General features: G+C 70.4%; 22 protein-coding genes. 10 read left to right on the top strand and 12 right to left on the bottom strand.

All coding sequences use genetic code 11. The features are described from left to right. Positions 1 to 113 precede the first annotated feature (113 nt). On the top strand, positions 114 to 1,622 hold the full coding sequence (locus IE264_RS28570; RefSeq protein ID WP_435851996.1) for an LCP family protein: 1,509 nt from the start codon (positions 114 to 116) through the stop codon (positions 1,620 to 1,622). A 15-nt stretch (positions 1,623 to 1,637) separates the two neighbouring features. Here the strand turns inward: IE264_RS28570 and IE264_RS28565 are convergent, their stop codons facing one another. Continuing rightward, positions 1,638 to 2,195: an acyl-CoA thioesterase gene (locus IE264_RS28565; RefSeq protein ID WP_031124313.1), complete on the bottom strand. Its 558-nt coding sequence runs from the start codon at positions 2,193 to 2,195 to the stop codon at positions 1,638 to 1,640. Positions 2,196 to 2,312: 117 nt separating this feature from the next. Here IE264_RS28565 and IE264_RS28560 point away from each other — a divergent pair, with 117 nt between their 5' ends. Further along, positions 2,313 to 3,608 carry an LCP family protein gene (locus IE264_RS28560; RefSeq protein WP_078657464.1) on the top strand — a complete coding sequence of 432 codons (1,296 nt, stop codon included), beginning with the start codon at positions 2,313 to 2,315 and terminating at the stop codon, positions 3,606 to 3,608. Positions 3,609 to 3,641: 33 nt separating this feature from the next. On the opposite strand, the gene IE264_RS28555 is transcribed toward IE264_RS28560, so the two are convergent. The 3 genes from IE264_RS28555 to IE264_RS28545 form a co-directional block, all read right to left on the bottom strand. After that, positions 3,642 to 4,688, bottom strand: coding sequence for a DUF5954 family protein (locus tag IE264_RS28555; RefSeq protein ID WP_032757314.1), 1,047 nt, complete (start codon positions 4,686 to 4,688; stop codon positions 3,642 to 3,644). A gap of 144 nt (positions 4,689 to 4,832) precedes the next feature. Further along, complete coding sequence (locus IE264_RS28550; RefSeq protein ID WP_032757313.1) at positions 4,833 to 5,039, bottom strand: DUF397 domain-containing protein; 207 nt, start codon at positions 5,037 to 5,039, stop codon at positions 4,833 to 4,835. Continuing rightward, positions 5,036 to 5,890, bottom strand: coding sequence for a helix-turn-helix domain-containing protein (locus IE264_RS28545; RefSeq protein WP_032757349.1), 855 nt, complete (start codon positions 5,888 to 5,890; stop codon positions 5,036 to 5,038). Before IE264_RS28545 ends, IE264_RS28550 begins: the two co-directional genes overlap by 4 nt. Before the next feature lie 384 nt (positions 5,891 to 6,274). Between IE264_RS28545 and IE264_RS28540 the strand changes: the two genes are divergently transcribed. Further along, a complete protein-coding gene (locus IE264_RS28540; protein ID WP_032757312.1) occupies positions 6,275 to 7,255 on the top strand; it encodes a hypothetical protein in 981 nt (326 codons plus the stop codon). An 82-nt stretch (positions 7,256 to 7,337) separates the two neighbouring features. Here IE264_RS28540 and IE264_RS28535 read toward each other — a convergent pair whose 3' ends face one another. Both IE264_RS28535 and IE264_RS28530 read right to left on the bottom strand, forming a co-directional pair. Beyond that, complete coding sequence (locus IE264_RS28535; protein ID WP_015608956.1) at positions 7,338 to 8,531, bottom strand: S8 family peptidase; 1,194 nt, start codon at positions 8,529 to 8,531, stop codon at positions 7,338 to 7,340. A gap of 332 nt (positions 8,532 to 8,863) precedes the next feature. Continuing rightward, positions 8,864 to 9,334 carry a hypothetical protein gene (locus IE264_RS28530; RefSeq protein ID WP_015608957.1) on the bottom strand — a complete coding sequence of 157 codons (471 nt, stop codon included), beginning with the start codon at positions 9,332 to 9,334 and terminating at the stop codon, positions 8,864 to 8,866. A gap of 184 nt (positions 9,335 to 9,518) precedes the next feature. On the opposite strand from IE264_RS28530, the gene IE264_RS28525 reads away from it, so the two are divergent. Further along, the gene (locus IE264_RS28525) at positions 9,519 to 10,100 is read left to right on the top strand and encodes a dihydrofolate reductase family protein (RefSeq protein WP_032757311.1); all 582 of its coding nucleotides are present in this window, start codon (positions 9,519 to 9,521) and stop codon (positions 10,098 to 10,100) included. 225 nt (positions 10,101 to 10,325) lie between these two features. Further along, positions 10,326 to 11,786, top strand: a complete 1,461-nt coding sequence (locus IE264_RS28520) for an FAD-binding oxidoreductase (RefSeq protein WP_229887814.1) — start codon at positions 10,326 to 10,328, stop codon at positions 11,784 to 11,786. 92 nt (positions 11,787 to 11,878) lie between these two features. Here the strand turns inward: IE264_RS28520 and IE264_RS28515 are convergent, their stop codons facing one another. Then, entirely contained in the window at positions 11,879 to 13,036 is a 1,158-nt protein-coding gene (locus IE264_RS28515; protein ID WP_032757310.1) for an acyl-CoA dehydrogenase, read from the bottom strand. Positions 13,037 to 13,243: 207 nt separating this feature from the next. On the opposite strand from IE264_RS28515, the gene IE264_RS28510 reads away from it, so the two are divergent. From IE264_RS28510 to IE264_RS28500, 3 genes are all read left to right on the top strand, one after another. Continuing rightward, complete coding sequence (locus tag IE264_RS28510) at positions 13,244 to 14,587, top strand: UDP-glucose dehydrogenase family protein (protein ID WP_032757309.1); 1,344 nt, start codon at positions 13,244 to 13,246, stop codon at positions 14,585 to 14,587. 81 nt (positions 14,588 to 14,668) lie between these two features. After that, positions 14,669 to 15,034 (top strand): VOC family protein, encoded by a 366-nt coding sequence (locus tag IE264_RS28505; protein ID WP_032757308.1) that lies wholly within the window; start codon positions 14,669 to 14,671, stop codon positions 15,032 to 15,034. 29 nt (positions 15,035 to 15,063) lie between these two features. Beyond that, on the top strand, positions 15,064 to 16,242 hold the full coding sequence (locus IE264_RS28500) for a GDSL-type esterase/lipase family protein (protein ID WP_032757307.1): 1,179 nt from the start codon (positions 15,064 to 15,066) through the stop codon (positions 16,240 to 16,242). Here IE264_RS28500 and IE264_RS28495 read toward each other — a convergent pair. Genes IE264_RS28495 through IE264_RS28485 form a run of 3 tightly spaced genes read right to left on the bottom strand, consistent with a single transcriptional unit; the run spans position 16,239 to position 19,186 of the window. Then, positions 16,239 to 17,435, bottom strand: a complete 1,197-nt coding sequence (locus tag IE264_RS28495; RefSeq protein ID WP_015608964.1) for a dipeptidase — start codon at positions 17,433 to 17,435, stop codon at positions 16,239 to 16,241. The two genes, IE264_RS28500 and IE264_RS28495, sit on opposite strands and share 4 nt — an antisense overlap. A 6-nt stretch (positions 17,436 to 17,441) precedes the next feature. Then, a complete protein-coding gene (gene purE, locus IE264_RS28490) occupies positions 17,442 to 17,975 on the bottom strand; it encodes a 5-(carboxyamino)imidazole ribonucleotide mutase (RefSeq protein ID WP_015608965.1) in 534 nt (177 codons plus the stop codon). Next, entirely contained in the window at positions 17,972 to 19,186 is a 1,215-nt protein-coding gene (locus IE264_RS28485) for a 5-(carboxyamino)imidazole ribonucleotide synthase (protein WP_229887812.1), read from the bottom strand. The genes purE and IE264_RS28485 overlap by 4 nt, the downstream gene beginning before the upstream one ends. An 88-nt stretch (positions 19,187 to 19,274) precedes the next feature. On the opposite strand from IE264_RS28485, the gene IE264_RS28480 reads away from it, so the two are divergent. After that, the gene (locus tag IE264_RS28480; protein ID WP_015608967.1) at positions 19,275 to 19,808 is read left to right on the top strand and encodes a GtrA family protein; all 534 of its coding nucleotides are present in this window, start codon (positions 19,275 to 19,277) and stop codon (positions 19,806 to 19,808) included. Between the two features lie 21 nt (positions 19,809 to 19,829). Here the strand turns inward: IE264_RS28480 and IE264_RS28475 are convergent, their stop codons facing one another. Both IE264_RS28475 and IE264_RS28470 read right to left on the bottom strand, forming a co-directional pair. Beyond that, positions 19,830 to 21,095 carry a sensor histidine kinase gene (locus IE264_RS28475; protein WP_015608968.1) on the bottom strand — a complete coding sequence of 422 codons (1,266 nt, stop codon included), beginning with the start codon at positions 21,093 to 21,095 and terminating at the stop codon, positions 19,830 to 19,832. Between the two features lie 73 nt (positions 21,096 to 21,168). Beyond that, on the bottom strand, positions 21,169 to 21,846 hold the full coding sequence (locus IE264_RS28470; protein WP_015608969.1) for a response regulator transcription factor: 678 nt from the start codon (positions 21,844 to 21,846) through the stop codon (positions 21,169 to 21,171). Between the two features lie 491 nt (positions 21,847 to 22,337). Here IE264_RS28470 and IE264_RS28465 point away from each other — a divergent pair, with 491 nt between their 5' ends. Continuing rightward, on the top strand, positions 22,338 to 23,822 hold the full coding sequence (locus IE264_RS28465; RefSeq protein ID WP_032757305.1) for an oligopeptide:H+ symporter: 1,485 nt from the start codon (positions 22,338 to 22,340) through the stop codon (positions 23,820 to 23,822). Positions 23,823 to 23,840: the final 18 nt, after the last annotated feature.

The raw sequence follows: 23,840 nt of genomic DNA, 5'->3' as shown, positions 1-23,840 counted from the left end.
CGCGCCGCCGGGTGGCGGGCCGGGGCGGAGATCGTATGGGCCTACCGTGCGATGGTCCCCTTGCACCGCAGAGGTGTCTCCGTCCCCCGTGCACCGCGGAGGTGTCTCCCCCCGTGACCGCCCCCCGTCCACCGCAGCGCCAGCCCCGCCCCCGCACCACTCCTCCGCGCCGCCGCCCTCCGCAAGGTGGACGGCCGGTCCGCTCCCGGAAGCAGGACGAGCGGCCGCGCTGGGGCATGCGGGTGGCCACCGGGCTCTCGGTGCTGGTGCTGGGCGCGGGTGGCATCGGTCACGCCCTGGTGAGCAACCTGGAGGGCGGGATCGGCCGGGTCGACCCGTTCAGGGACATGAAGAACCGCCCCCAGTCCGGGCACGGCACGAATCTGCTGCTCGTGGGCACCGACGGCCGGGACACCATCACCAAGGCGGAGAAGCAGAAGTACAAGCTGGGCGGCGCGCCCTGCCACTGCACCGACACGATCATGCTGGTCCACCTCTCGGCCGACAAGCAGCGGGCGAGCGTCGTGAGTCTGCCCCGGGACAGTTACGCCGAGATCCCCGCCCACACGGACCGCACGACCGGCAAGAAGCACAACAGCCACCCGGTGAAGCTGAACGCCGCCTACGCGGAGGGCGGGCCGACGCTGACCGTGCGGACGGTCGAGCACATGACGGGCGTCAAGGTCGACCACTATCTGGAGGTCGACTTCACCAGCTTCATGAAGACGGTCGACGCGGTGGGCGGGGTGCAGATCTGTACGGCCCGGCCGATGAAGGACTCGTACACCGGTCTGGACCTGCCCGCCGGCACCCACAGGCTCGACGGTGGCCGGGCGCTTCAGTACGTACGCTCCCGCCACGTCGACGTGGGCTCCGACCTGGGCCGGATGCAGCGCCAGCAGAAGTTCATGGCGGCGCTGATCAAGGAGGCGACCAGCAACGGCGTGCTGCTGAACCCGGTGCGGTTCCAGCAGGTCGCCGCCTCGGTGCTGAGCTCGGTCCGGGCCGACGAGGGGTTCGGTACGGAGCAGATGCTGGCGCTCGGCAAGGCGATGAAGGACTTCAGCCCGGCCTCGTCGGAGTTCACCTCCGTGCCGGTGGGGAATCCGAGCTTCCCGGTGAAGGGCATCGGCTCCACGGTCCAGTGGGACGCGGCGAAGTCGAAGAAGCTGTTCCAGGCGCTGCGCGAGGACAAGCCGCTGGCCCCGGCGAAGCCGAAGCCCGCGGCGGGTGCGCCGAAGCAGGCGCAGGGAACCCTGGTGGACGTGGCGCCGGAGGAGATCCGGGTGCAGGTCTACAACGGGACCCCGAAGGACGGCCTCGGCAAGGACGTGGACGCGGGCCTGCGCGCGACCGGCTTCAACACCACCGACGCTCCGCTCAACGGCAAGCTGCGTGACCTGGCGCGGACGCTCGTGACGTACGACCCGCGCTGGGACCGTTCGGCGAAGTCGCTGGCCGCCGCGTTGCCCGGGAGCGAGCTGAGGGCGGTGAAGGGGCAGGGCGCCACGATGGAGGTGACGGCCGGCTCGGACTTCACGAAGGTGCGGCCGGTGCGGGCGGAGAGCAACCAGACGGGCGAGTTCGCCACGGTGACGGGCGACGAGGTGGTCTGCCCGTAAGACGCCTGCGGGGCCTCAGTCGTCGATGCCGTCGGCCACGCGCTTCTCCCGCAGCTCCTTGATCGCCCGGCGGCGGGCGAGGCGGTGGGTGCGCCGGATCTGCGCCTCCTGGTAGCGCCGCTTGTCGCGCTCGGTCTCGGGGATCACCGGCGGTACGCGGCGCGGCTTGCCGTCCCCGTCGACGGCGGCGAAGACCAGATAGGCGCTGCCGACCTGCTGGGCCGGGGTCGACTCGTTCCAGCGCTCGGCCATCACGCGGACGCCGACCTCCATCGAGGAGCGGCCGGTCCAGTTCACCTGGGCGCGTACGTGGACGAGGTCACCGACCCTGACCGGCTCCAGGAAGACCATCTCGTCCATCGACGCGGTGACCGCGGGCCCGCCGGAGTGCCTTCCGGCCACAGCGCCCGCCGCGTCGTCGACCAGTTTCATGATCACGCCACCGTGCACCGTACCCAGGAGGTTGGTGTCGCTGCCGGTCATGATGTGGCTGAGGGTCGTCCGGGACGCGGCGGTGGGCTTGCCCGGAATCTCTTCTTCCGAGCGCTCCGAGCGGGTGGCCTGATCTGTCATACAGTCCACCTTATGCGCGGGGCCGGATCCCGCAGAATGCATCAGCTTCGCAACAGCCCTGGTGCGATTTCCCTTACACCCTGTAATAGCTGTGGGTCGGCGCGGCACACTGTTCGGATGAACGATTGGCCCGATCGACGGACCGGCGACCGCAGCGAGCGCTACGGGCAGGGCAGTGCCAGCCCTCAGCCCGAGAGCGCCCGGGCGATGCCCCACATCCAGCGCCGCCCGGCCCCGCCGCAGAGGCCGCAGGTGCCCCCGCAGAGCCAGGGGTACGACGACCGCTACCAGGGCGGCCAGCCCGGTTACGGCAACAGCCCCGAGCCCGGCTACAACACCGGCCAGGTCTACGGCGGCGGTGCGGGCGGCGGCCGTGGTGGCGGCGGTCGCAGTGGCGGTGGCGGTGACGCGGGTTACGTCCAGGGGCGCCCGGCCCCGGACTGGCGCCGCCGGATCAAGCTCGGCGCGCTGACCCTGGTCGTCGTCCTCCTCGTGGTCTCCGTCTCCACGTACTTCTGGGCCGACGGCAAGCTGAAGCGCGAGGTCGACCTGGCCAAGGTCATCGAGCGGCCGGAAGCGGGCGACGGCACGAACTACCTGATCGTCGGCTCCGACAGCCGCGAGGGCATGTCGGCCGAGGAGAAGAAGCGGCTGCGCACCGGTTCCGCCGAGGGCAAGCGCACCGACTCGATGATGATCCTGCACGACGGCTCCAGCGGCCCGACGCTGGTCTCCCTGCCGCGCGACTCCCAGGTGGAGATCCCCTCCTTCAAGGGGTCCGAGTCCGGCAAGATGTTCCAGGGCACCGGCCGCCAGGTGAAGCTGAACGCCGCGTACGCCGAGGACGGCCCCGAACTCCTGGTGCGCACGGTCGAGTTCAACACCGGGCTGCGCATCGACCACTACGTCGAGATCGGCTTCGGCGGCTTCGCGCAGATCGTGGACGCGATCGGCGGGGTCGAGCTGGACATCCCGAAGGCGTTCAAGGACAAGAAGTCCGGGGCCGACTTCCAGGCGGGCAAGCAGACGCTGAACGGCGAGCAGTCCCTGGCCTTCGTCCGCACCCGGTACGCGTTCGCGGGCAGCGACCTGGACCGTACGAAGAACCAGCAGAAGTTCCTCGCGGCGCTGGCCGGCCAGACGGCGACCCCGTCCACCATCCTCAACCCGTTCAAGCTCTACCCGACGATGGGCGCCGGCCTGGACACCCTGATCGTGGACAAGGACATGTCGCTCTGGTCGCTGGCCAACATGTTCTTCGCGATGAAGGGCGTCACGGGCGGCGACGGTACGTCGATGAACATGCCGATCTCCGGCAGCGCCAACGGCAACCTGGTCTGGGACAAGGCGAAGGTGAAGCAGCTCGTGGAGCAGCTGAAGAACGACGAGAAGGTTACGGTCAAGGGCAACTGAGGCCCTCCGCGCCGCTGTTGAGGGGAACATCACCTACGTGCCGTAGGTGATGTTCCCCTCCTCGTCCATCAAGGGATGGATCTGGGAGGGGCCGTAGTCGTCCGTGTCGGACGGGCGCGGCCCCTCCGGTCCGTCGGGCCCGATGCGCATCACACGCTCGGCCCGCACGACCTCGAACCGACGCCCCCGCACCAGGAGTTCGTTGGGCCTGCGGCGCGCCATGAACTTCTTCGCGGCCCGGTCGTGGATCGCCTGCTCCTTCTCGTCCACCTTCATCCACGCGGGCAGCTCCGGCATGTCCGGCAGGTCCGGGAGCTGCGGCATGGGCCGGGTGAGGTGGTCGACCAGGGCGCGCCGGGCGGCCTGCGGGGTCGCGTGCTGCCCGGTCACCATCGACCAGGACAGCTCCTTCCGCTCCACCACCCGGAACGTCGTCGGGAGGAGGACGACGCCCGGGTGGGTGGTCAACGCCCGCTGGGAATCGGCCCGTACGTCATAGGGGAAGCGGTCGGCGGTGTAGGAGAGCTGCAGCAGCCCGGCCCGGTCGATCCCTTCGGCCAGCCCGACGGCGGCCGCGTGGTCGACCACGAAGTCCTTGGTGCGGGAGGACTCAGGCGCGTCCAGGTCCCAGCTGTCGTCGTCCGGGTCGGTGGCCCGGGGCGGCTCCAGGCGCCCGCCACCGATCCGCGCGAACTCGTCGGCCCGCACGATGCGGTAGCGCACCCCGTCCGCCGTCACCTCGTTGACCGGCTCGGTCTCCAGCCGGGCCACGGCCGCCAGCAGCGACCGCCGCTCGGCCCGGTCCTCGGTTTCGTCCTTGGCCTTGAACCAGAGGTGCGAGTTCAGCTCGTCGCGGGCCATCTGCGGGAACCCGGTGTCGAGTTCGCCCATCAGCCGCCAGCGCGGCCGCTCCCCGCGCCGCTGCGCGGCAAGCCCGAACAGCGGCCCCCGGACCACGATGTTCGGATACTTGCGGGCCGAGGCGAACGCGTCCGCCTCGGTGACCTCGAAGACCGGGTCGTCCCGGTGGGTGACGTTGATCGTGAGATGGTCCGGCGACTTCCCCGGGTGATCGTCCATGCACTCAGTGTGCCGAAGGGGGATGCCGGTGTCAGGGTTTCCGCCACAAAGGGCTTCCGGCTGAGAAGCTGCCGCACACGCGAGCGCGCCCGGCCGTCCGTCCGTGGAGGCCGAGCGCGCTCGGAGCGTACGAGGGTGGCGTGCTCAGCCGCCGGAGGCGTACGGGACGAAGTCCGCCCAGGCGGCGGAGGTGAAGCCGAGCGGTGACCTGGCGAGGTCCTTGGAGTCACGGACGTGCACGGTGCTGCGGGCGGCGGCAACCTCGACGCATTCGGGGCCGTCGTTGCTGCTGTAGCTGCTCTTGAACCACTCCAGAGCGGAGGCGTCGCCGCTCGGGGTCATGCGCGTCATGTCTCTCCCAGTACTTTCTCGATGAAGGCCAGCGATTCCCGGGGAGTGAGACCCTGAGCCCGGACGAGGCCGAGCCGCTGCTCCAGGATCCGAACCTCCTTGGGGTCGAAAGTCAGGCGGTTGAACAACTGCCCTTCCCAGTGTCCCACCGCCGTTCCGTCCTTGAACTTGAGAAGCTGGAGCTGACCGCCCATCCCGGCGTGGTCCTCCCGGTCGGTCGGCATCACCTGGATCTCGACGTTCCGCAACTGCCCGATCTCCAGAAGGTGTTCGAGCTGGCGCCGCAGCACCGCGCGCCCGCCGAGCGGCCGCCGGATCGTCACCTCCTCCTGGACGAAGGTGAGCATGGTCAACGGCTTCCGCCGGAAGATATCCTGCCGCGCCATCCGTGCGGCGACATACCGCTCGACCTCGTCCGGCCCGAACGCCGGCCGCCGCATCTCGTAAAGCACACGGGCGTATTCAGCGGTCTGGAGAAGCCCGTGGACGTTGTGATTGCCGTACGCGCCGAGCTCCACCGCTTCCCGTTCGAGCTTGGCGAGGTCCTTCACCTTCTTCGGATACCGGGCCTCCGCCACGTCCTTCTTCATCGCGGAGATCTTGCCGCCCGCGCCCACAGCTCTGTCCGTCCCGTCCAGGAACTCCGGTTTGGGGATGCGTCGTCCGCCCTCGACCTTGTAGACGAGATCCTCGCTGTAGCCGATCGCCGTTCCCAGTTCGGCGGCGCGCAGCCCGGCCGCCTCCCGCCAGAGTTTGATCTGCCGCCCCACGGCGGCCATCACCGCGCTCGAATCGTCCGCCGGGTCGATGTCCAGGTCGAGATCGGGCTCGGATACGTCTTCGTCAGCCATGGTGCGCAGCGTAGGGACGGCGGGCCGCACCGAGTGGCGGATCCCCGGAAATCCACCCGAACTCGCTGCTCAGGCCGGGTCGTGACGCGTCACGACCCGGTGAGGGGCCACCGGATCGTGGCTCACCGCGACCTGGCGGGCCACGACATCAAGTACTTAAAAGAACCAAGAGAAAGTACCCAACCCCACCCCACCCGATCCCGGTGGTCAGCTGCGGGACGGGCGCGTCACTCACACGGGTGAGATTCGCCAACTGGGCTGGATTTTGCACGGGTTGGCAGGCATATGCTCACGCTGACCAGCACACCCCAGACATGAGACGGCCCCCGCCGGGACGGCAATCCCGAACGAGGGCCTGACCACCAAGGAAGAGAAAGCTTCCCCATGGCTACCCAGCACGATATCGCCCTCACCCGCGCCCTGGCAGAACTCCCCGGGCCCCTCCCGCCCTCCGGCGTGATCCACCTCGCGATCCCGCACACGAGCCGGTTCACAATCGTCGGCAACCACCTCGCGCAGCACGCCGAGCTCTCCCTCGTCGCGATCGGCATCGGCGTCCACATCCAATCGATGCCCACCGGGTCCGAGGTCGGCATCAAGGCGCTCGCCTCCCGCTTCACCGAGGGCGAGACGAGGATCGCCGCCGCCCTGCGTGAGCTGGAGGCCCACGGATACCTGTCCCGGACCCGCGTGAGGCTGGCGAACGGCCGGCTGGTCACCCGCACGGTGTTCTGCAACCAGCCGGGGGCGGCGCTGCGGGGCGGGATGGTGGCGGCGCCCGTGCCGTTGGTGACGTCTGTGCCCGCGCCCTTGGTGACACCTGCACCCGTGCCGGTGGTGGTGGCACCCGCCCCCGCGCCCCCGCCTTCACCTTCGCCCGAACCCACCCCCGTACCGGAGGAATCGCACCCACCGGTCCGCGTACCGTCGCGCACCGCGCCCAAGGCGGCGCGCCGGCCACTCCCCCGGCCCCGCGAGCTCACCCCCGAGCTGCGGCAGACCGCCTCCGCGATCCTCGCCGGGCTGCGGAGTCACGCGAAGGAGCTGGTGCTGTCCGAGGATGACGTCGAGGCGCTGGTCCCCGGTGTGGCCGCCTGGCTGGAGCGGGACGCGCACCCCGACACCATCCGCCACGCTCTGACGACCGAGCTCCCGCAGCCTCCCAAGCACCCGGCGAAGATCGTCAAGCACCGCCTCACCGTGCTGCTGCCACCGCCGCTCCCCGGCGCCCAGGAGCTCGCCCCGGTCCGCCGCACGCTGGTCATCCCCCTCCAGAACTGCGATGGCTGCGACCGTGCGTTCCGCGCCACGGCGCCGGGCCACTGCCGTGGCTGCCGGAACGAGCCGACGGCGACGGCGGCCTAGGGTCTTTCCTTCGGATCAGGCCGGACCCCGCGAGTCAGGCACGATCCGAACGAGAGGTCCCGCCACGTACGTACCGGAGGGGTCAGAGTCCGGCCGTGTACAGGAGCTGGTTCGGTGAGCTCTTGCTGACCTTGGTCAGGACGTCCTTGGTGGACTGGTCGTCGATGAACTCGACGATCGCCTCCGGCAGGTCGTCCGGGTGGGCCTGCTTGTACAGGGCGGCGACCCCGGCCACATGCGGTGCGGCCATGGACGTACCGTCCAGGTCCACGCTGCCCCCGCCGAGCTTCGCGGAGCTGATGCCCTCACCAGGTGCGTAGAGGGCGACGCAGGTGCCGAAGTTCGAGAAGTCCGTCTCCTCGTCATAGCGGTTGCTCGCGGCGACCGCCAGCACACGGGAGGCGGAGGCGGGCGAGACGTCGCAGGCGTCCCTCGCGTCGTTGCCGGCCGCGATGACCGGCAGGACGCCCGCGTCGGTGAGCGCGTCGGCCGCGCTGTTGAGCGCTTCCGACTTCGGGCCGCCGAGCGAGCCGTTCAGTACGGCGGGCTGCTGGGCGTTCTTGGCCACCCAGTCGAGACCGGCGATCATCCCCGAGTAGCTGCCCTTGCCGTCGCACCCGAGGACGCGGACGCTGACGAGGTTCACCCCGCTCGCCACACCGTAGGTCTTGCCGCCGACCGTTCCCGCGACGTGCGTGCCGTGGCCGTTGCAGTCCAGGCCCTGCTGGGTGTCGGCGTCCGGCATGGCGTCGAAGCCGAGGACGGCTCGGCCGCCGAACTCCTCGTGGGTGTAGTCGATGCCGGTGTCGAGGATGTACGCGGTCACGCCGGAACCGTTGTTCTGGGTGGTGAAGTCGTTGTCCAGCGGCAGTGCCTGCTGGTCGATGCGGTCCAGGCCCCAGGAGGAGGACGGCGCGGCCCGGGTTCCCACCGCGCCGGGGCCTTCCGCCGAGGGGGTCGAGACCTTCGAGTCCTCCTCGACCGTCTTCACCCCGAGGGCGCTGCGTACGAGCGTGAGCTGGGTCGGGGTCAGGGGGACGGCGAATCCGTTCAGGGCCTTGCTGTAGGTGAACGTCGGCTCCACCTTCAGCTGCCCCGCCAGCGTCGCGGGGTCGATGCCCGCGTCGAGGGTCACGATGTAGTGGCCCGGGACCGCGTCCTTGGAGGCGATCAGCGGTGCCGGGTCCTGGGCAGGTGCTGCGGAGGACGGGGTTCCGGCCAGCACGGGGGCGAGGGCGATGAGTGCGGCGGTCGTCACTCGGGCGAGCAGACGCATGGAGGGAGCTCCCTGGGGGGTGGCTGACGGGGAAACCGCCACTCCCTGGGGGGTGGCGAAAGGGGGAAACCGCCGCTCCCACGGGTGCGGGCGGCGGCCCCCTTTCCATCGGGCGTCCGTCGGTGCGCCTTGAGCAGTACGGGACCGGACGGGGCAACGCACGCCCTACGCCGTCCCCGCCGCCAGCAGTGCGGCATGAGGGATGAGGCAGTGCCAGCGTGCCGCCCGCCGTCCGGAATTCGGCGCTGAGGTCGTCGTACGCGCCTCCGGCCGCCCCCATCCCCTCCGCGCCCCGGCTGTTGAGGACCTGGCCGGTCACACCGATACGTCACTCACGGCACGATGCCCTTCGGTTCGAGTCCGGCGAAGTCCTCGTGCAGGGCGTCCAGATGACGGCCCGTCGGTTCACCGGCCGGGTTCAGCTCCGCCAGCCGCCAGCTCGGCAGTTGCTCCTCGATCTCGGCGGGCAGCGACCCGTCCGCCGGGTCGGCCAGGGTGTACAGCACCCCGAACGCGGTCTCCCGGGCCACCTCGCGGGCCAGCTCGCCGAGGTCCTCGGGGGTGAGCCCGGCCGCGAGGGCGCGGTCGACGGCCCCGGCGGCCACGCCGTCGGTGCGGTAGGCGGCCACCCACCGGGGTGCCTGCGCGGCCCAGGCGTCGACGTCCTGCCAGACCGTCCGCAGGAGCCGGTACCGGGCGAGCTGCGGGAGCCCCTCCTCCGCCTCGGACTCGGCCCAGTCGGGTGCGTCACCGTCCGCCCCCAGGGCCTCGAAGAGGGCGGTGAGCCTGTCGAGTTCGGTCATGGGGTGGGAGGGTACCGGCCGTGGTCCGAGGCCGAGCCGGACGGGGAGCCGGACGGGGAGCCGGACGGATGGGCCCGGCCTGACCGATGAGTTTCGGCGGGGTGCGCGGTCAGTACGTCCGTAAGAGTGGACACCCGGCACGAAGTGCCCGTACCGGACCGTACGAGATACCCAGGAGACCCCGATGCGCACCCTGCTCAGCACCGCCTTCGTTTCGCTGGACGGCGTCATGGAGGCCCCGGGCGGTGAGCCCGGCTACCGGAACTCGGGGTGGACCTTCAAGGACGTGGAGTTCCTCCCCGAGGCGTACGAGATCAAGGGCCGGGAGCAGGGGGAGGCCGCCGCCCTGATGCTGGGCCGGACCAGCTACGAGGCGTTCAGCCCGGTGTGGCCGGCGATGGAGGAGTTCGCCGAGTACAAGGTGATGCCGAAGTACGTCGTCTCCACCACGCTCAAGGAGGACGACCTGGTCTCCGACTGGGGCGACACCGGCATCCTGCGCTCGCTCGACGAGGTCGCCGCGCTGAAGGAGACCGAGGGCGGCCCGATCATCGTCCACGGCAGCGCCGCCCTGAACCACAGCCTGTCGGACGCCGGTCTGATCGACCGCTACCACCTGCTCGTCTTCCCGCTCCTGCTGGGCGCGGGCAAGCGTCTGTTCAGCGCGACGGACAAGGACACCCAGAAGCTGAAGCTGGTCGAGTACGAGGCGTATGCCAACGGCATCCAGAAGAACGTGTTCGACGTGATCCGCGTGGCCCGCTGATGTAACGGCTGAAATACCTCCACACACCTGACAAAGGATCGGCCGCGGACTCCCGTCTTCCGCTGTGCGCCCGAAGGCTGGGTGGTGCAGCAGACGGAACGAGCTCGCAAGAGGGCACGGCTCACGATCAGCGGGAGTGTGGAACACGTGAATGGACGAGGGATTCCGGCAGGGCGAAATGCGGTCATTCCCACCGTGACACCCGAGGACGCACGCTACCCGGACATGATCAGAGGCCACGGCAACAACCGCCATGTGGCCTCCCCCGAGGCCATCCGGATCCCGTCCACCACCGAGCAGGTCGTCGAGATCGTGAAGGAGGCGGTCCGCGACGGCAAGCGGATCGCGCTGCGCAGCGGCGGGCACTGCTTCGCGAACCTCGTCTTCAACGACGAGAGCGAGATCATCGTCGATCTGCGGCTGATGGACCACGTGGGCTTCGACGACGAGCGCGAGGCGTTCGTCGTGGAGCCGGGCGCGACCCTGCTCCAGATATACGAGCTCCTGCACATCGGCTGGGGCGTGACCCTGCCCGGCGGCGGCTGTTACGCCACGGGGGCCGGGGGGCACTTCTCCGGGGGCGGGTACGGCATCCTCTCCCGCCCGCACGGCATCGTCAGCGATCACATCCACGCCGTCGAGGTCGTCACCGTGGACGAGCGGGGTGAGGTGCGGGCGGTCGTCGCCACCCGCGACCCGGACGACCCCAACCACGACCTGGCCTGGGCCGTGGCGGGAGGCGGCGGGGGCAGCTTCGGTGTCGTCACCCGCTTCTGGATGCGGAGCCGGGGGGCCGAGGGCGGTCCGGGCGACCTGCTGCCGAAGGCGCCGTCCACCGTCCTGTGCACCTTCGCGGCCTGGTCCTGGGGGGACATCACCCAGGAGGGGTTCGCGTCGTTCATGTCCGCGTACGCCGACTGGTCCAAGGAGCACGGAAGCCTGGACTCCCCCTATCTCTCCCTCGGGCACTGGCTCTTCCTCCAGCACGCGGAGACGGGCATGTTCAACGTGATCGCGCAGATGGACGCGGCGGCCCCGGACGCCCGCAGGCTGGTGGACGAGTTCATCGCGTTCGTGGGTGGGGCGCTGGGCGCCGAGCCGGTCGTGAACGTCACCGAGGAGCGGCCGTTCCTGAAGGCGACCGCGCAGACCATGACCGCGGGCGAGACGCTCACCAGCCCCAGCATGCGTACCTCGCACAAGTCGGCCTTCATGAAGGACGCCTTCCCGGAGAACCAGGTGGAGGTGATCTACCGGCACCTGACGCAGACCGTCAACCCGAACGAGCACACCTTCCTGGTGGTCAACTCCGTGCGGGGCCGGATCGGTGCGCTGGCCGACGGCGACACGGCGGCCGGTCACCGGGACGCCCTGTGGCTGGTGTACTTCGAGTCGTACTGGCCCGACGCGGCGTTCGACAAGCGGAACGTCGAGTGGCTGCGGGCGCTGTACCAGGAGCTGTACGCCGACACGGGCGGCGTCCCGGTGCCGAACGGCGTCACCGACGGCTGCTACGTCAACTACCCGGACACCGACCTGGGCGACCCCGCGTACAACAGCTCCGGAGTCTCCTTCCACGAGCTGTACCACAAGGACAACTACCCCCGGCTGCAGCGGGTGAAGGCCGCGTGGGATCCGCGGAACTTCTTCCGCCATCCCCAGTCGGTCGAGCTGCCGGCCGGCTGACGCCCCGGCGCCCGGCGCACGGACGGCGGCCCCCGGCGTGATGCCGGGGGCCGCCGTCGTGTGCGGAACCGTTGCCGTCGTGTGCGGAGCCGTTACGGCAGGTTGCGCGCCATGACGATGCGCTGGACCTGGTTCGTGCCCTCGTAGATCTGGGTGATCTTGGCGTCGCGCATCATGCGCTCCACCGGGTAGTCCCGCGTGTAGCCGTAGCCGCCGAGGAGCTGGACCGCGTCCGTGGTGACCTCCATGGCCACATCGGAGGCGAAGCACTTGGCCGCGGCGCCGAAGAAGGTGAGGTCGCCGTCGACGCGCTGGGACTTGGCGGCGGCCGAGTAGGTGAGCTGGCGGGCCGCCTCCAGCTTCATCGCCATGTCGGCGAGCATGAACTGGATGCCCTGGAAGTCGGCGATCGGCTTGCCGAACTGCTTGCGCTCCTGGACGTACCCCTTGGCGTAGTCCAGCGCGCCCTGGGCGATGCCGAGGGCCTGGGCCGCGATCGTGATGCGGGTGTGGTCCAGGGTCTTCATCGCGGTGGCGAAGCCCGTGCCCTCCTCGCCGATCATGCGGTCCGCGGGGATGCGGACGTTGTCGAGGTAGACCTCACGGGTCGGGGAGCCCTTGATGCCGAGCTTCTTCTCCGGGGCGCCGAAGGAGACGCCCTCGTCGGACTTCTCGACGACGAACGCGGAGATGCCCTTGGAGCGCTTGGTGGGGTCGGTGACCGCCATGACCGTGTAGTACTCGGAGACGCCCGCGTTGGTGATCCAGCGCTTCACACCGTTGAGGACCCAGAAGTCGCCGTCGCGCACGGCTTTGGTCTTCATGCCCGCCGCGTCGGAGCCGGCGTCCGGCTCGGAGAGCGCGTACGAGAACATCGCGTCGCCCTTGGCCAGCGGGCCCAGGTACTTGCGCTTCAGCTCCTCGGAGCCGGAGAGGATCACCGGGAGCGAGCCGAGCTTGTTGACGGCCGGGATGAGGGAGGAGGAGGCACAGGCGCGGGCCACCTCCTCGATCACGATGACCGTGGCGAGCGCGTCGGCGCCGGCGCCGCCGTACTCCTCCGGGACGTGGACGGCGTGCAGGTCCGAGGCGACCAGGGCGTCCAGCGCCTCCTGCGGGAAGCGGCTCTCCTCGTCGACCGCGGCGGCGAAGGGGGCGATCTTCGTCTCGGCGAGCGCGCGGATGGTCTCGCGGAGCATGTCGTGCTCCTCGGCCGGACGGTACAGGTCGAAATCGGTCGAACCCGCCAAGACGCTCACTCCCCAGATGCTAACTACCGTTAAGTAACTCAATTTTAGTGCGGAAGCCGTCCGAGGGCATACGAGAGTCGCACGTGAGCTTGGTGACAGGGGTCGGGCAAAGAGGGAGGTAAGCGGCGGACCGGGTGGGGAAAGGCGGGGCCGCCCTCCGCGACTATGCTCGGTTCGCACGTCTATCCGTACCTCCCAGGAGCACCCATGGCCCTCAGGATCACTGTGATCGGCACCGGCTATCTCGGCGCCACCCATGCCGCCGCCATGGCCGAGCTGGGATTCGAGGTCCTCGGGCTCGACGTCGTACCGGAGAAGATCGAGCTGCTCTCCACCGGGCGCGTGCCGATGTACGAGCCGGGGCTCGAAGACCTGCTGCGCAAGCATGTCGACGGTATCGAGGGCTCCACCGGGCGGCTGCGCTTCACCACCTCCTGGGAGGAGGTCGGGGACTTCGGCGACGTGCACTTCGTCTGTGTGAACACTCCGCAGAAGCACGGCGAGTACGCCTGTGACATGAGCTTCGTCGACAGCGCCTTCGAGTCGCTCGCCCCGCACCTCACCCGGCCCGCCCTGGTCGTCGGCAAGTCGACCGTCCCCGTCGGCTCCGCCGCCCGCCTCGCCACCCGCCTCGCGGAGCTGGCCCCGGTGGGCGCGGACGCCGAGCTGGCCTGGAACCCGGAGTTCCTCCGCGAGGGCTTCGCCGTCAGCGACACCCTGCACCCCGACCGGATCGTCGTCGGCGTGGAGAGCGAGCGGGCCGAGAAGCTGCTGCGCGAGGTGTACGCCGGGCCGCTCGCGGAGGGGTCGCCGTTCGTCGTCACCGACTTCCCCACCGCCGAGCTGGTGAAGACCTCCGCCAACTCCTTCCTCGCCACCAAGATCTCCTTCATCAACGCCATGGCCGAGGTCTGCGAGGCCGCCGACGGGGATGTCGTGAAGCTCGCCGAGGCCATCGGGCACGACGACCGCATCGGGAAGAAGTTCCTGCGGGCCGGGATCGGCTTCGGCGGCGGCTGCCTGCCCAAGGACATCCGGGCCTTCATGGCGCGCGCCGGTGAGCTGGGCGCGGACCAGGCCCTCACCTTCCTCCGCGAGGTCGACTCCATCAACATGCGTCGCCGCGGCCACATGGTCGAGCTGGCCCGCGAGGCCGTGGGCGGCGACTCGTTCCTCGGCAAGCGGGTGGGTGTGCTGGGGGCCGCGTTCAAGCCGGACTCCGACGACGTGCGCGACTCCCCCGCGCTCAATGTCGCCGGGCAGATCCACCTTCAGGGCGGCCAGGTGACCGTCTTCGACCCGAAGGGGATGGACAACGCCCGGCGGCTGTTCCCGACCCTCGGTTACGCCGATTCCGCGCTGGAGGCCGTGCGCGGCGCGGACGTGGTGCTGCACCTGACGGAGTGGCGCGAGTTCCGCGAGCTGGACCCGGCGGAGCTGGGTGAGGCGGTCTCCCGCCGGATCATCCTGGACGGGCGCAACGCCCTGGACAGCGCGGTGTGGCGCGAGGCCGGGTGGACGTACCGGGCGATGGGGCGGCCGAAGGCCTGAGTCACCCGCACTCCCGCGCCGGTACGGGGTAGGCGTCTCCCCGTACCGCAACAGGGCGGTATCCATCGGGAGGTATGCGTCATGCCCATCGCCACACTCGGCGCCGTCGTACTGGAATGCCCCGACCCCCTCGCGCTCGCCCGCTTCTACGCCGCCGTCATCGGCGGCACCGTCACGAGCGACGAGGACAGCCGCTGGGTCGACCTCACCGGCGCCCCGGGCACACCCCTCGCGTTCCAGGCCGCGCCCGGTTTCGTACCGCCGCAGTGGCCCCGGCCCGACAGCTCCATGCAGTTCCACCTGGACCTGACCGTGGAGGATCTGGACGCGGCGGAGCGGGAGGTGCTGGCGCTGGGGGCCCGGCCGCTCGACACGGAGGACCGGAAGCGGTCCTTCCGGGTCTATGCCGATCCGGCCGGGCATCCGTTCTGTCTCTGCGCCTGCTAGATCGTGGCTTTGGTGGACAGGCTGGTTGCATGGACGACTCCCCCGGCTTGATCACCACCCCCCTCACCGACGCCCTCGTGCGCGGTGCGCTCGACCTGGAGCGCACCGCGCGCGGCGGTCTCCTTCCGCACCGGCTGCCCGCCCGCGCCCGGGCGCAGTTCGGCGGTGACGAACAGGTGGCCCAGGCGGAGTCCCAGCCCTCCGGCGTGCGGCTGGTGTTCCGCAGCCGGGCCACCGCCATTGAGGTGGACGTGGTGCGCACGGTCGTGGGCTACCGGGGTGTCCCGCGCCGTCCGGACGGGGCCTACGACCTGCACATCGACGGGGAGCCGGCCGGGCGGGCCACGGCGAGCGGGGGTGATCTGGTGACGGTGGACCTGAGCGACGGGTCGCAGGAGACGGTCCCCGGCCCCGTCGGCACCGTCCGGTTCGACGGGCTGCCCGGGCGGGAGAAGACCGTCGAGATCTGGTTGCCGTACACCGAGACCACCGAGCTGATCGCGCTGCGCACCGACGCCCCCGTCACGCCGGCGGAGCCGAGTGGGCGGCGGGTGTGGCTGCACCACGGCAGTTCGATCAGCCAGGGGTCCGCCGCCGAAAGCTCCGCCACCGCCTGGCCCGCCCTGGCCGCCGCCGCGGGGGGTGTGGAGCTGGTCAACCTGGGGCTGGGCGGCAGCGCCCTGCTCGATCCGTTCACCGCGCGCGCCCTGCGGGACACCCCGGCCGACCTGATCAGCGTCAAGATCGGCATCAATGTCGTGAACCTGGACCTGATGCGGCTGCGCGCCTTCGGGCCGGCCGTGCACGGGTTCCTCGACACCATCCGCGAGGGGCACCCCGCCACGCCCCTACTGGTGGTCTCGCCCATCCTCTGCCCCGCGCAGGAGGACACCCCGGGACCGGCCGCCCCGGACATCGAGGACGGGCAGGTGGAGTTCACCGCCCTGGGGGACCCGTCGGAGGCGGCGCTGGGGAAGCTGACCCTGCGCGTCGTACGGGAGGAACTCGCCCGGATCGTGGAGCAGCGGGCGGGCGAGGATCCGGAGCTGTATTACCTGGACGGCCTCGCCCTGTACGGCGAGGCCGACTCCGCCGAGCTGCCGCTGCCCGACCGGCTCCACCCGGGCCCCGCCGCCCACCGCCGCATGGGCGAGCGGTTCGCGGCGCTCGCCTTCGGTCCTGGGGGACCGTTCGCGGCCACCCGCTAGCGGATCCGCCGTCCGTCCAGCTCCGTGATCGTCGCGTGGGACGGGCCGCGCCCGCTCTGCTCGTCGCGGGCGACGGCTTCTGCGTCGCGCAGGACCCGTACCGCGTTCTGCCAGGTCAGCTTGGCGAGGTCGCCCTCCGACCAGTTGCGGCGCAGGAGCTCGGCGATCAGGTTCGGGTAGCCGGAGACGTCCTCCAGGCCGTTCGGGGTGAACGCCGTGCCGTCGTAGTCGCCGCCGATGCCGATGTGGTCGACGCCCGCGACCGCGCGCATGTGGTCGAGGTGGTCGGCGATGGTCGCGACGGTGGCCTGGGGGCGGGGGTTGGCCGCCTCGAAGTCCTCGTGGATGCGCATCGCCTGCGGGGTGGTGTCCAGGTGGTGGAGACCGTGGTCCCGCATGTTCCGGTCGGCGGCCTGGGTCCAGGCGACGGCGGCGGGCAGCACGAACTTCGGGACGAACGTCGCCATCGCGACCCCGCCGTTGGCCGGGAGCGCAGCCAGCACGTCGTCGGGGATGTTGCGCGGGTGGTCGCAGACGGCCCGGGCCGAGGAGTGCGAGAAGATCACCGGCGCGGTGCTGGTGGCGATCGCGTCGCGCATGACACCGTCCGCCACGTGGCTGAGGTCGACCAGCATGCCGATGCGGTTCATCTCGCGGACGACCTCGTGGCCGAAGGCGGAGAGGCCGCCGAGGCGGGGCAGGTCGGTCGCGCTGTCGGCCCAGTCGATGTTGTCGTTGTGGGTGAGCGTCATGTAGCGGACGCCCAGCTCGTGCAGGGCGCGCAGGGTGCCCAGCGAGTTGTTGATGGAGTGGCCGCCCTCGGCGCCCATCAGGGAGGCGATACGCCTCTCGGCGCGGGCCTTCTCCAGGTCGTCGGCGGTGAGCGCGCGCCTCAGGTGGGTCGGGTAGCGGGCGATCAGTTCGGCGACGATGTCGATCTGTTCGAGCGTGGCGCTGACCGCCGCGTCGCCGGTCAGGTCGGTGCGCACGTAGACGGACCAGAATTGGCCGCCTACCCCGCCGGCCCGCAGCCGGGCCAGGTCGGTGTGGAGCAGGCCGCGCTGGTCGGCGGCGATGTCCCTGGCGTCCAGGTCGTAGCCGACCTGCTCGCGCAGGGCCCAGGGGAGGTCGTTGTGGCCGTCGACGACCGGGTGGGCGGCGAGCAGCTCGTGCGCGCGGGCGAGGTGGTCCACGGGACCCTACTTTCCGAAGCCGAAGGAGTCAGAGCCCTGGACCTTGGACCGCAGGCGCTTGCCCTTCTCCGTGGCCTGGGCGTTCAGCTCCTGCAGGAACTCGCCCATCCGCTCCTGGAGCGCGGGGTCGCTCGCGGCGAGGATCCGGGCGGCCAGCAGGCCGGCGTTGCGCGCGCCGCCGACCGAGACCGTGGCGACGGGGACTCCGGCGGGCATCTGGACGATGGAGAGCAGGCTGTCCATGCCGTCCAGGTACTTCAGCGGCACCGGAACCCCGATGACCGGCAGCGGGGTGACCGAGGCCAGCATCCCGGGCAGGTGGGCGGCCCCGCCCGCACCCGCGATGATCGCCTTCAGGCCGCGGCCCGCCGCGTCCTCGCCGTACGCGATCATCTCGCGCGGCATGCGGTGGGCGGAGACGACGTCGACCTCGTACGGGATCTCGAACTCGTCGAGCGCCTTGGCGGCCGCCTCCATGACGGGCCAGTCGGAGTCGGAGCCCATCACGATGCCGATCACGGGTGCGGAGGGGGAAGTCATTCGGTGATCGTTCCTCGCAGGTAGTCGGCCGCGTGCCGGGCGCGCTCCCGCACGTCCGCCAGGTCGTCGCCGTAGGTGTTGACGTGGCCGACCTTGCGGCCGGGCTTCACGTCCTTGCCGTACATGTGGATCTTGAGCTGCGGGTCGCGGGCCATGCAGTGCAGGTACGCCTGGTACATGTCCGGGTAGTCGCCGCCCAGGACGTTGCACATGACCGTCCAGGGGGCGCGCGGGCGCGGGTCGCCGAGGGGGAGGTCGAGGACCGCCCGCACGTGGTTGGCGAACTGGGAGGTGATCGCGCCGTCCTGGGTCCAGTGGCCCGAGTTGTGCGGGCGCATCGCCAGTTCGTTGACCAGGATGCGTCCGTCGCGCGTCTCGAACAGCTCGACCGCCAGGTGGCCGACGACACCGAGCTCGGCGGCGATGCGCAGCGCGAGCTGCTGGGCCTCGCCGGCCAGGTGCTCGGACAGGTCGGGGGCCGGGGCGATCACCGTGTCGCAGACCCCGTCGACCTGGATGGACTCCACGACCGGGTAGGCGACGGCCTGGCCGTGCGGCGAGCGGACGATGTTGGCCGCCAGCTCCCGTACGAAGTCGACCTTCTCCTCCGCGAGGACCGGGACCCCGGCGCGGAACGGGTCGGCCGCGTCCGCCTCGGAGCGGACCACCCACACGCCCTTGCCGTCGTACCCGCCGCGCACGGTCTTGAGGATGACGGGGAAGCCCCCGACCTCCTCGGCGAACGCGGCGGCGTCGGCCGGGTCGCTCACGATGCGGTTACGGGGGCAGGGCGCGCCGATCTCCAGCAGCTTGGCGCGCATCACCCCCTTGTCCTGCGCGTGCACCAGGGCATCGGGGCCGGGGCGCACGGGGATGCCGTCCGCCTCCAGGGCCCTCAGGTGCTCGGTCGGCACGTGCTCGTGGTCGAAGGTGATCACGTCGCAGCCGCGCGCGAAGGCGCGCAGCGTCTCCAGGTCGCGATAGTCGCCGATGACGACCTCGCTGACCACCTGGGCCGCCGAGTCCTGGGGCGTGTCACTGAGAAGCTTGAATTTCAGGCCGAGGGGGATACCCGCCTCGTGGGTCATACGGGCGAGCTGACCGCCGCCGACCATGCCGACTACCGGGAACGTCACGCCTCCAGGGTATCGGGCGCGCCGGGGCGCCCGGGACGCCGTCCGGGGCCCTCCCCCGGCGGGGCACCCGGGCATCACCGGGGCGTCACACGGGAGGGCTGGTTAGCATGGCGGAGTTGACGGAACCGTCGACGCCATCGGACGGACGGACTGAGCGATCACCATGAGCGAACGGGGCGCACTGCGGACCCGGCTTGATCTGCTGGCCCGGGAGGTCGCCAAGTTCGGCGCGGTCGGCGCGATGGGCCTGCTGGTCAACATGGGGGCCTTCAACCTGATCCGGCACACCACGGAGCTCCCCGTGGTCCGGGCGAGCCTCCTGGCGACGTTCGTCGCGGTCCTCTTCAACTACGTGGGCTACCGCTACTGGACCTACCGGGACCGCGACAAGACGGGCCGGACCCGTGAGCTGACCCTGTTCCTGCTGTTCAGCGCGGTGGGCGCGGTGATCGAGACCGGGGTGCTGTACCTGGCGACGTACGGCTTCGACTGGAACACCCCGGTCCAGAGCAACGTCTTCAAGATCGTCGGCATCGGGATCGCGACCCTCTTCCGCTTCTGGTCCTACCGGACCTGGGTCTTCAAGACCCTCCCCGACAAGGCCCTCCCCACCGAGGAGGCCGCACTCCCTGCGGAACGGTTTCTGGAGCAGCGGCGGCCGACGGAGACCGTAGAGCCCGATCCCGTACGGAACTGATCCCTCCGGCTCCTGACGTGCTCAGCGCACGGGGCGTTCCGGGTCCTTGCGGTCGAGCGGGATGCGGCTGAGGAAGAGTGCGAAGACCGCCGGGTGCTGCTGGAGCAGTTCCAGCCGGCCGCCGTCCGCCTCCGCGAGGTCCCGGGCGACGGCCAGGCCGATCCCGGTGGAGTTGCGGCCGCTGATCGTCCGCTCGAAGATCCGCGCCCCCAGCTCGGCCGGGACGCCGGGGCCCTCGTCGGTGACCTCGATGACCACCTGGTTGCCGGTGACCCGGGTGCGCAGGGCGACCGTGCCGCCGCCGTGCATCAGGGAGTTCTCGATCAGCGCGGCCAGCACTTGGGCGACCGCGCCCGGGGTGCCGACCGCCCGCAGACCGTGCTTGCCCGAGCAGACCAGCGCGCGGCCCGTGGAGCGGTAGGCGGGGCGCCACTCCTCGATCTGCTGCTTGATGACCTCGTCCAGGTCGAAGACGACGGCGGAGCCGGTCCGCGGGTCCCGGGAGTTGGTGAGCAGCCGCTCGACGACGTCGGTGAGGCGCTCGACCTGGGTGAGGGCGATGTTCGCCTCCTCCTTCACCGTCTCCGGGTCGTCGGTCACCGAGATCTCCTCGATCCGCATGGAGAGCGCGGTGAGCGGCGTACGCAGCTGGTGCGAGGCGTCCGCGGCGAGGCGCCGCTCGGCGGTCAGCATCCGGGCGATCCGCTCGGCGGAAGAGTCCAGGACGTCGGCGACCCGGTCCAGCTCGGGCACCCCGTACCGCTTGTGGCGCGGGCGGGGGTCGCCGGAGCCGAGGCGTTCGGCGGTCTCGGCGAGGTCGGTGAGGGGGGAGGCGAGCCGGTTGGCCTGGCGTACGGCGAGGAGCACCGCCGAGATGATCGCGAGCAGCGCCACCGCGCCGATGATCAGGAGCGTGCGCCCGACCTCGCGGGTGACGGCCGAGCGGGACTCCTCGACGGTGACCTTCTCGCCCTGCTCACCGGTCTCGGAGGCGCGCAGGACGCTGCCGGTGGGGCGTTCCCCGACGGCGATGGGGGCCCGGCCGGGGATCTCGATCAGCGCGAACCGGTTGGGGTCGATCTGCTCGGACAGCACCCCGGAGTTGATCACCTCGTCGCCCAGCAGCCGGCTGTCGACCACGCTGATCAGCCGCAGCGCCTCGGACTCGACGCTCTCCTGGGCGCTGGCGCTGATGGTGCGCGTCTCCACGATGACCAGGGAGACACCGAAGACGGCGATCACCACGAGGACCACGGCGAGCGTGGAGTTGATCAGGCGGCGGCGCATGTCCGCCGGTTCTTCCGCTGTCCCGCGTCATCGAGAGGTTGTTCGTCGTCGAGGTGCATGGGTGCTTCGTACGTCAGCTCTTCTCGAACCGGAAGCCGACGCCCCGGACCGTGGCGATGTAGCGCGGATTGGCCGCGTCGTCGCCGAGCTTCTTGCGGAGCCAGGAGATGTGCATGTCCAGCGTCTTGGTGGAGGACCACCAGGTGGTGTCCCAGACCTCGCGCATCAACTGGTCGCGGGTGACGACCCGGCCCGCGTCCCGGACCAGGACCCGCAGCAGGTCGAACTCCTTGGCGGTGAGCTGGAGCTCCTCCTCGCCCATCCAGGCCCGGTGCGACTCGACGTCGATCCGGACGCCGTGGGTGGCGGGCTGCGCGGCGGGCTCGGAGGCGCCGCGGCGGAGCAGGGCGCGGACCCGGGCGAGGAGTTCGGCGAGGCGGAAGGGCTTGGTGACGTAGTCGTCGGCGCCGGCGTCCAGGCCGACCACCGTGTCCACCTCGTCGGCGCGGGCCGTCAGCACCAGGATCGGCACGGTGTGGCCCTCGGCGCGGAGGCGGCGGGCGACTTCGAGGCCGTCCATCCCGGGCAGCCCCAGATCGAGGACCACGAGGTCGATGCCGCCCTGCAGTCCGGCGTCGAGTGCCGTCGGGCCGTCCTGGCGGACCTCGACCTCGTAGCCCTCCCGACGCAGTGCGCGGGCCAGCGGCTCCGAGATGGACGCGTCGTCCTCGGCGAGCAGTACACGGGTCATGGACTGATGGTAGTCCGGCCGGGACGTACGGAGTGAGGCCCTCGCCAGCGCCTGCGGGTCAGCGTCGAAATCCAGACATGGACCTTTGAATATGGGAGCCTGGTTCCACTATCACCTGTGATCCATGTCTCAAGTCCTTCCATATGCCGCTGTGTCGTGTCGTATGGTGTCCCGACGCCTGTTGCACTACAGAAGGACCTTTGGGCCGCCATGAGCGCCAAGGGTCTCTTCTGTGTGTTGGGCCGGTTCATCCCGGCCCGCTTTGAGTGAATGACCTGTGAGCCGGGCCCGGAGCGTGCGAACGCGCGCCGGGTGTGGATCCCGACGCGGTACTTCCCCGCCCCGCCGCCGACCGCTCCGCCCGGAGCCCGGCCCCGGGGCGAGTCCCCCTCAGGCGTGGGGATGGGGTGCGGCCGCGCCGGTGCCGGCTACCCCCCACCGGGCGCGCACCGCTCACGAGGCGAGCGCGTCCCGACCAGCAAGGATCGACCATGGCGTCCAGCCTGACGAAGGACTCGGCCAGTTCCGGCGAGAAGACCTTCTTCGGCCACCCCCGCGGCCTGGCCACACTCTTCATGACGGAGATGTGGGAGCGCTTCAGCTACTACGGCATGAGGGCACTGCTCCCGCTCTACCTGATCGCGCCCGGCGGGCTCGACATGAAACCCGCCACGGCGACCGCGATCTACTCGGTCTACCTGTCGCTGGTGTACCTGCTCGCCATGCCCGGCGGCTGGTTCGGCGACCGGGTCTGGGGCCCGCGCAAGACCGTCGCCATCGCCGGCGGGGTCATCATGCTCGGCCACCTGACCCTGGCACTGCCCTCCGAGGGCACGTTCTTCGCCGGTCTGGGCCTCGTGGCCATCGGCTCGGGCCTGCTGAAGTCCAACATCTCGACGATGGTCGGCCACCTCTACGACGGCCCGGAGGACCCGCGCCGCGACGGTGGCTTCACGATCTTCTACATGGGCATCAACATGGGCGCCTTCGCTGCGCCCCTGGTGATCGGCACCATCGGTGAGAACGTCAACTGGCACCTCGGCTTCGCCCTCGCGGCGGTCGGCATGGGCCTCGGCGTGGTCCAGTTCCTGGTCGGCACCAAGCACCTGGACGAGAAGAGCCTGATCGTCCCGAAGCCGCTCTCCAAGGACGAGCGCGCCTCGACCCTGCGCAAGTCGATGATCTGGCTGGGCATCGCGGCCGTCTTCTACATCGGTACGGTCGTCACCGGCGTCTACACGCTGAACTGGCTGCTGGTCCCGATCACCATCGCCGGTCTCGTCATTCCGGTGATGGTCCTGACGCGCATCAAGCGCGACAAGGAGCTCAGCGAGGCCGAGCAGTCGAAGATGTCCGGCTACATCTGGTTCTTCGTGGCCGCCGCCATCTTCTGGATGATCTACGACCAGGGCGGCTCGACGCTGGCGATCTTCGCCGAGTCCTCGGCCGAGAACAGCGTCTTCGGCTGGGACTTCCCGGTCTCCTGGTACCAGTCGGTCAACCCGGTCCTGATCATGGCGCTCGCCCCGGTCTTCGCCGCCTTCTGGCTGGCGCTGAACCGGCGCGGCAAGGAGCCGAGCACGATCGTCAAGTTCAGCTCCGGTCTCGTGCTGGTCGGTGCCTCGTTCTTCGTCTTCCTGATGCCGCTGACCATCGCGGGTGACGGCCACAAGGCCGCCGCGATGTGGCTGGTCGCGATCTACTTCATCCAGACCGTCGCCGAGCTGACGCTCTCGCCGGTCGGCCTGTCGGTCACGACGAAGATGGCTCCGGCGAAGTACGCGAGCCAGATGATGGGTGTCTGGTTCCTCGCCGTCACCGCCGGTGACTGCACGACCGGTCTGCTCTCCCTGGCCGGTGTGGAGCTCAACGGCACCGGGGTGGTCGCCGCGGAGGCGACACTCGCCGTGGTCGCCGGTATCGCGATCTTCATGTACCGCGGCAAGGTCAAGAAGCTCATGGGCGAGGTCCGCTGACACCGCCTGCCCGGCAGT

Source organism: Streptomyces microflavus (assembly GCF_014650075.1).
In the GTDB taxonomy this organism is placed as follows: domain Bacteria; phylum Actinomycetota; class Actinomycetes; order Streptomycetales; family Streptomycetaceae; genus Streptomyces; species Streptomyces microflavus.
The sequence above is the reverse complement of the archived record's forward strand: the minus strand, read 5'-3'. Positions and strand labels throughout refer to the sequence as shown.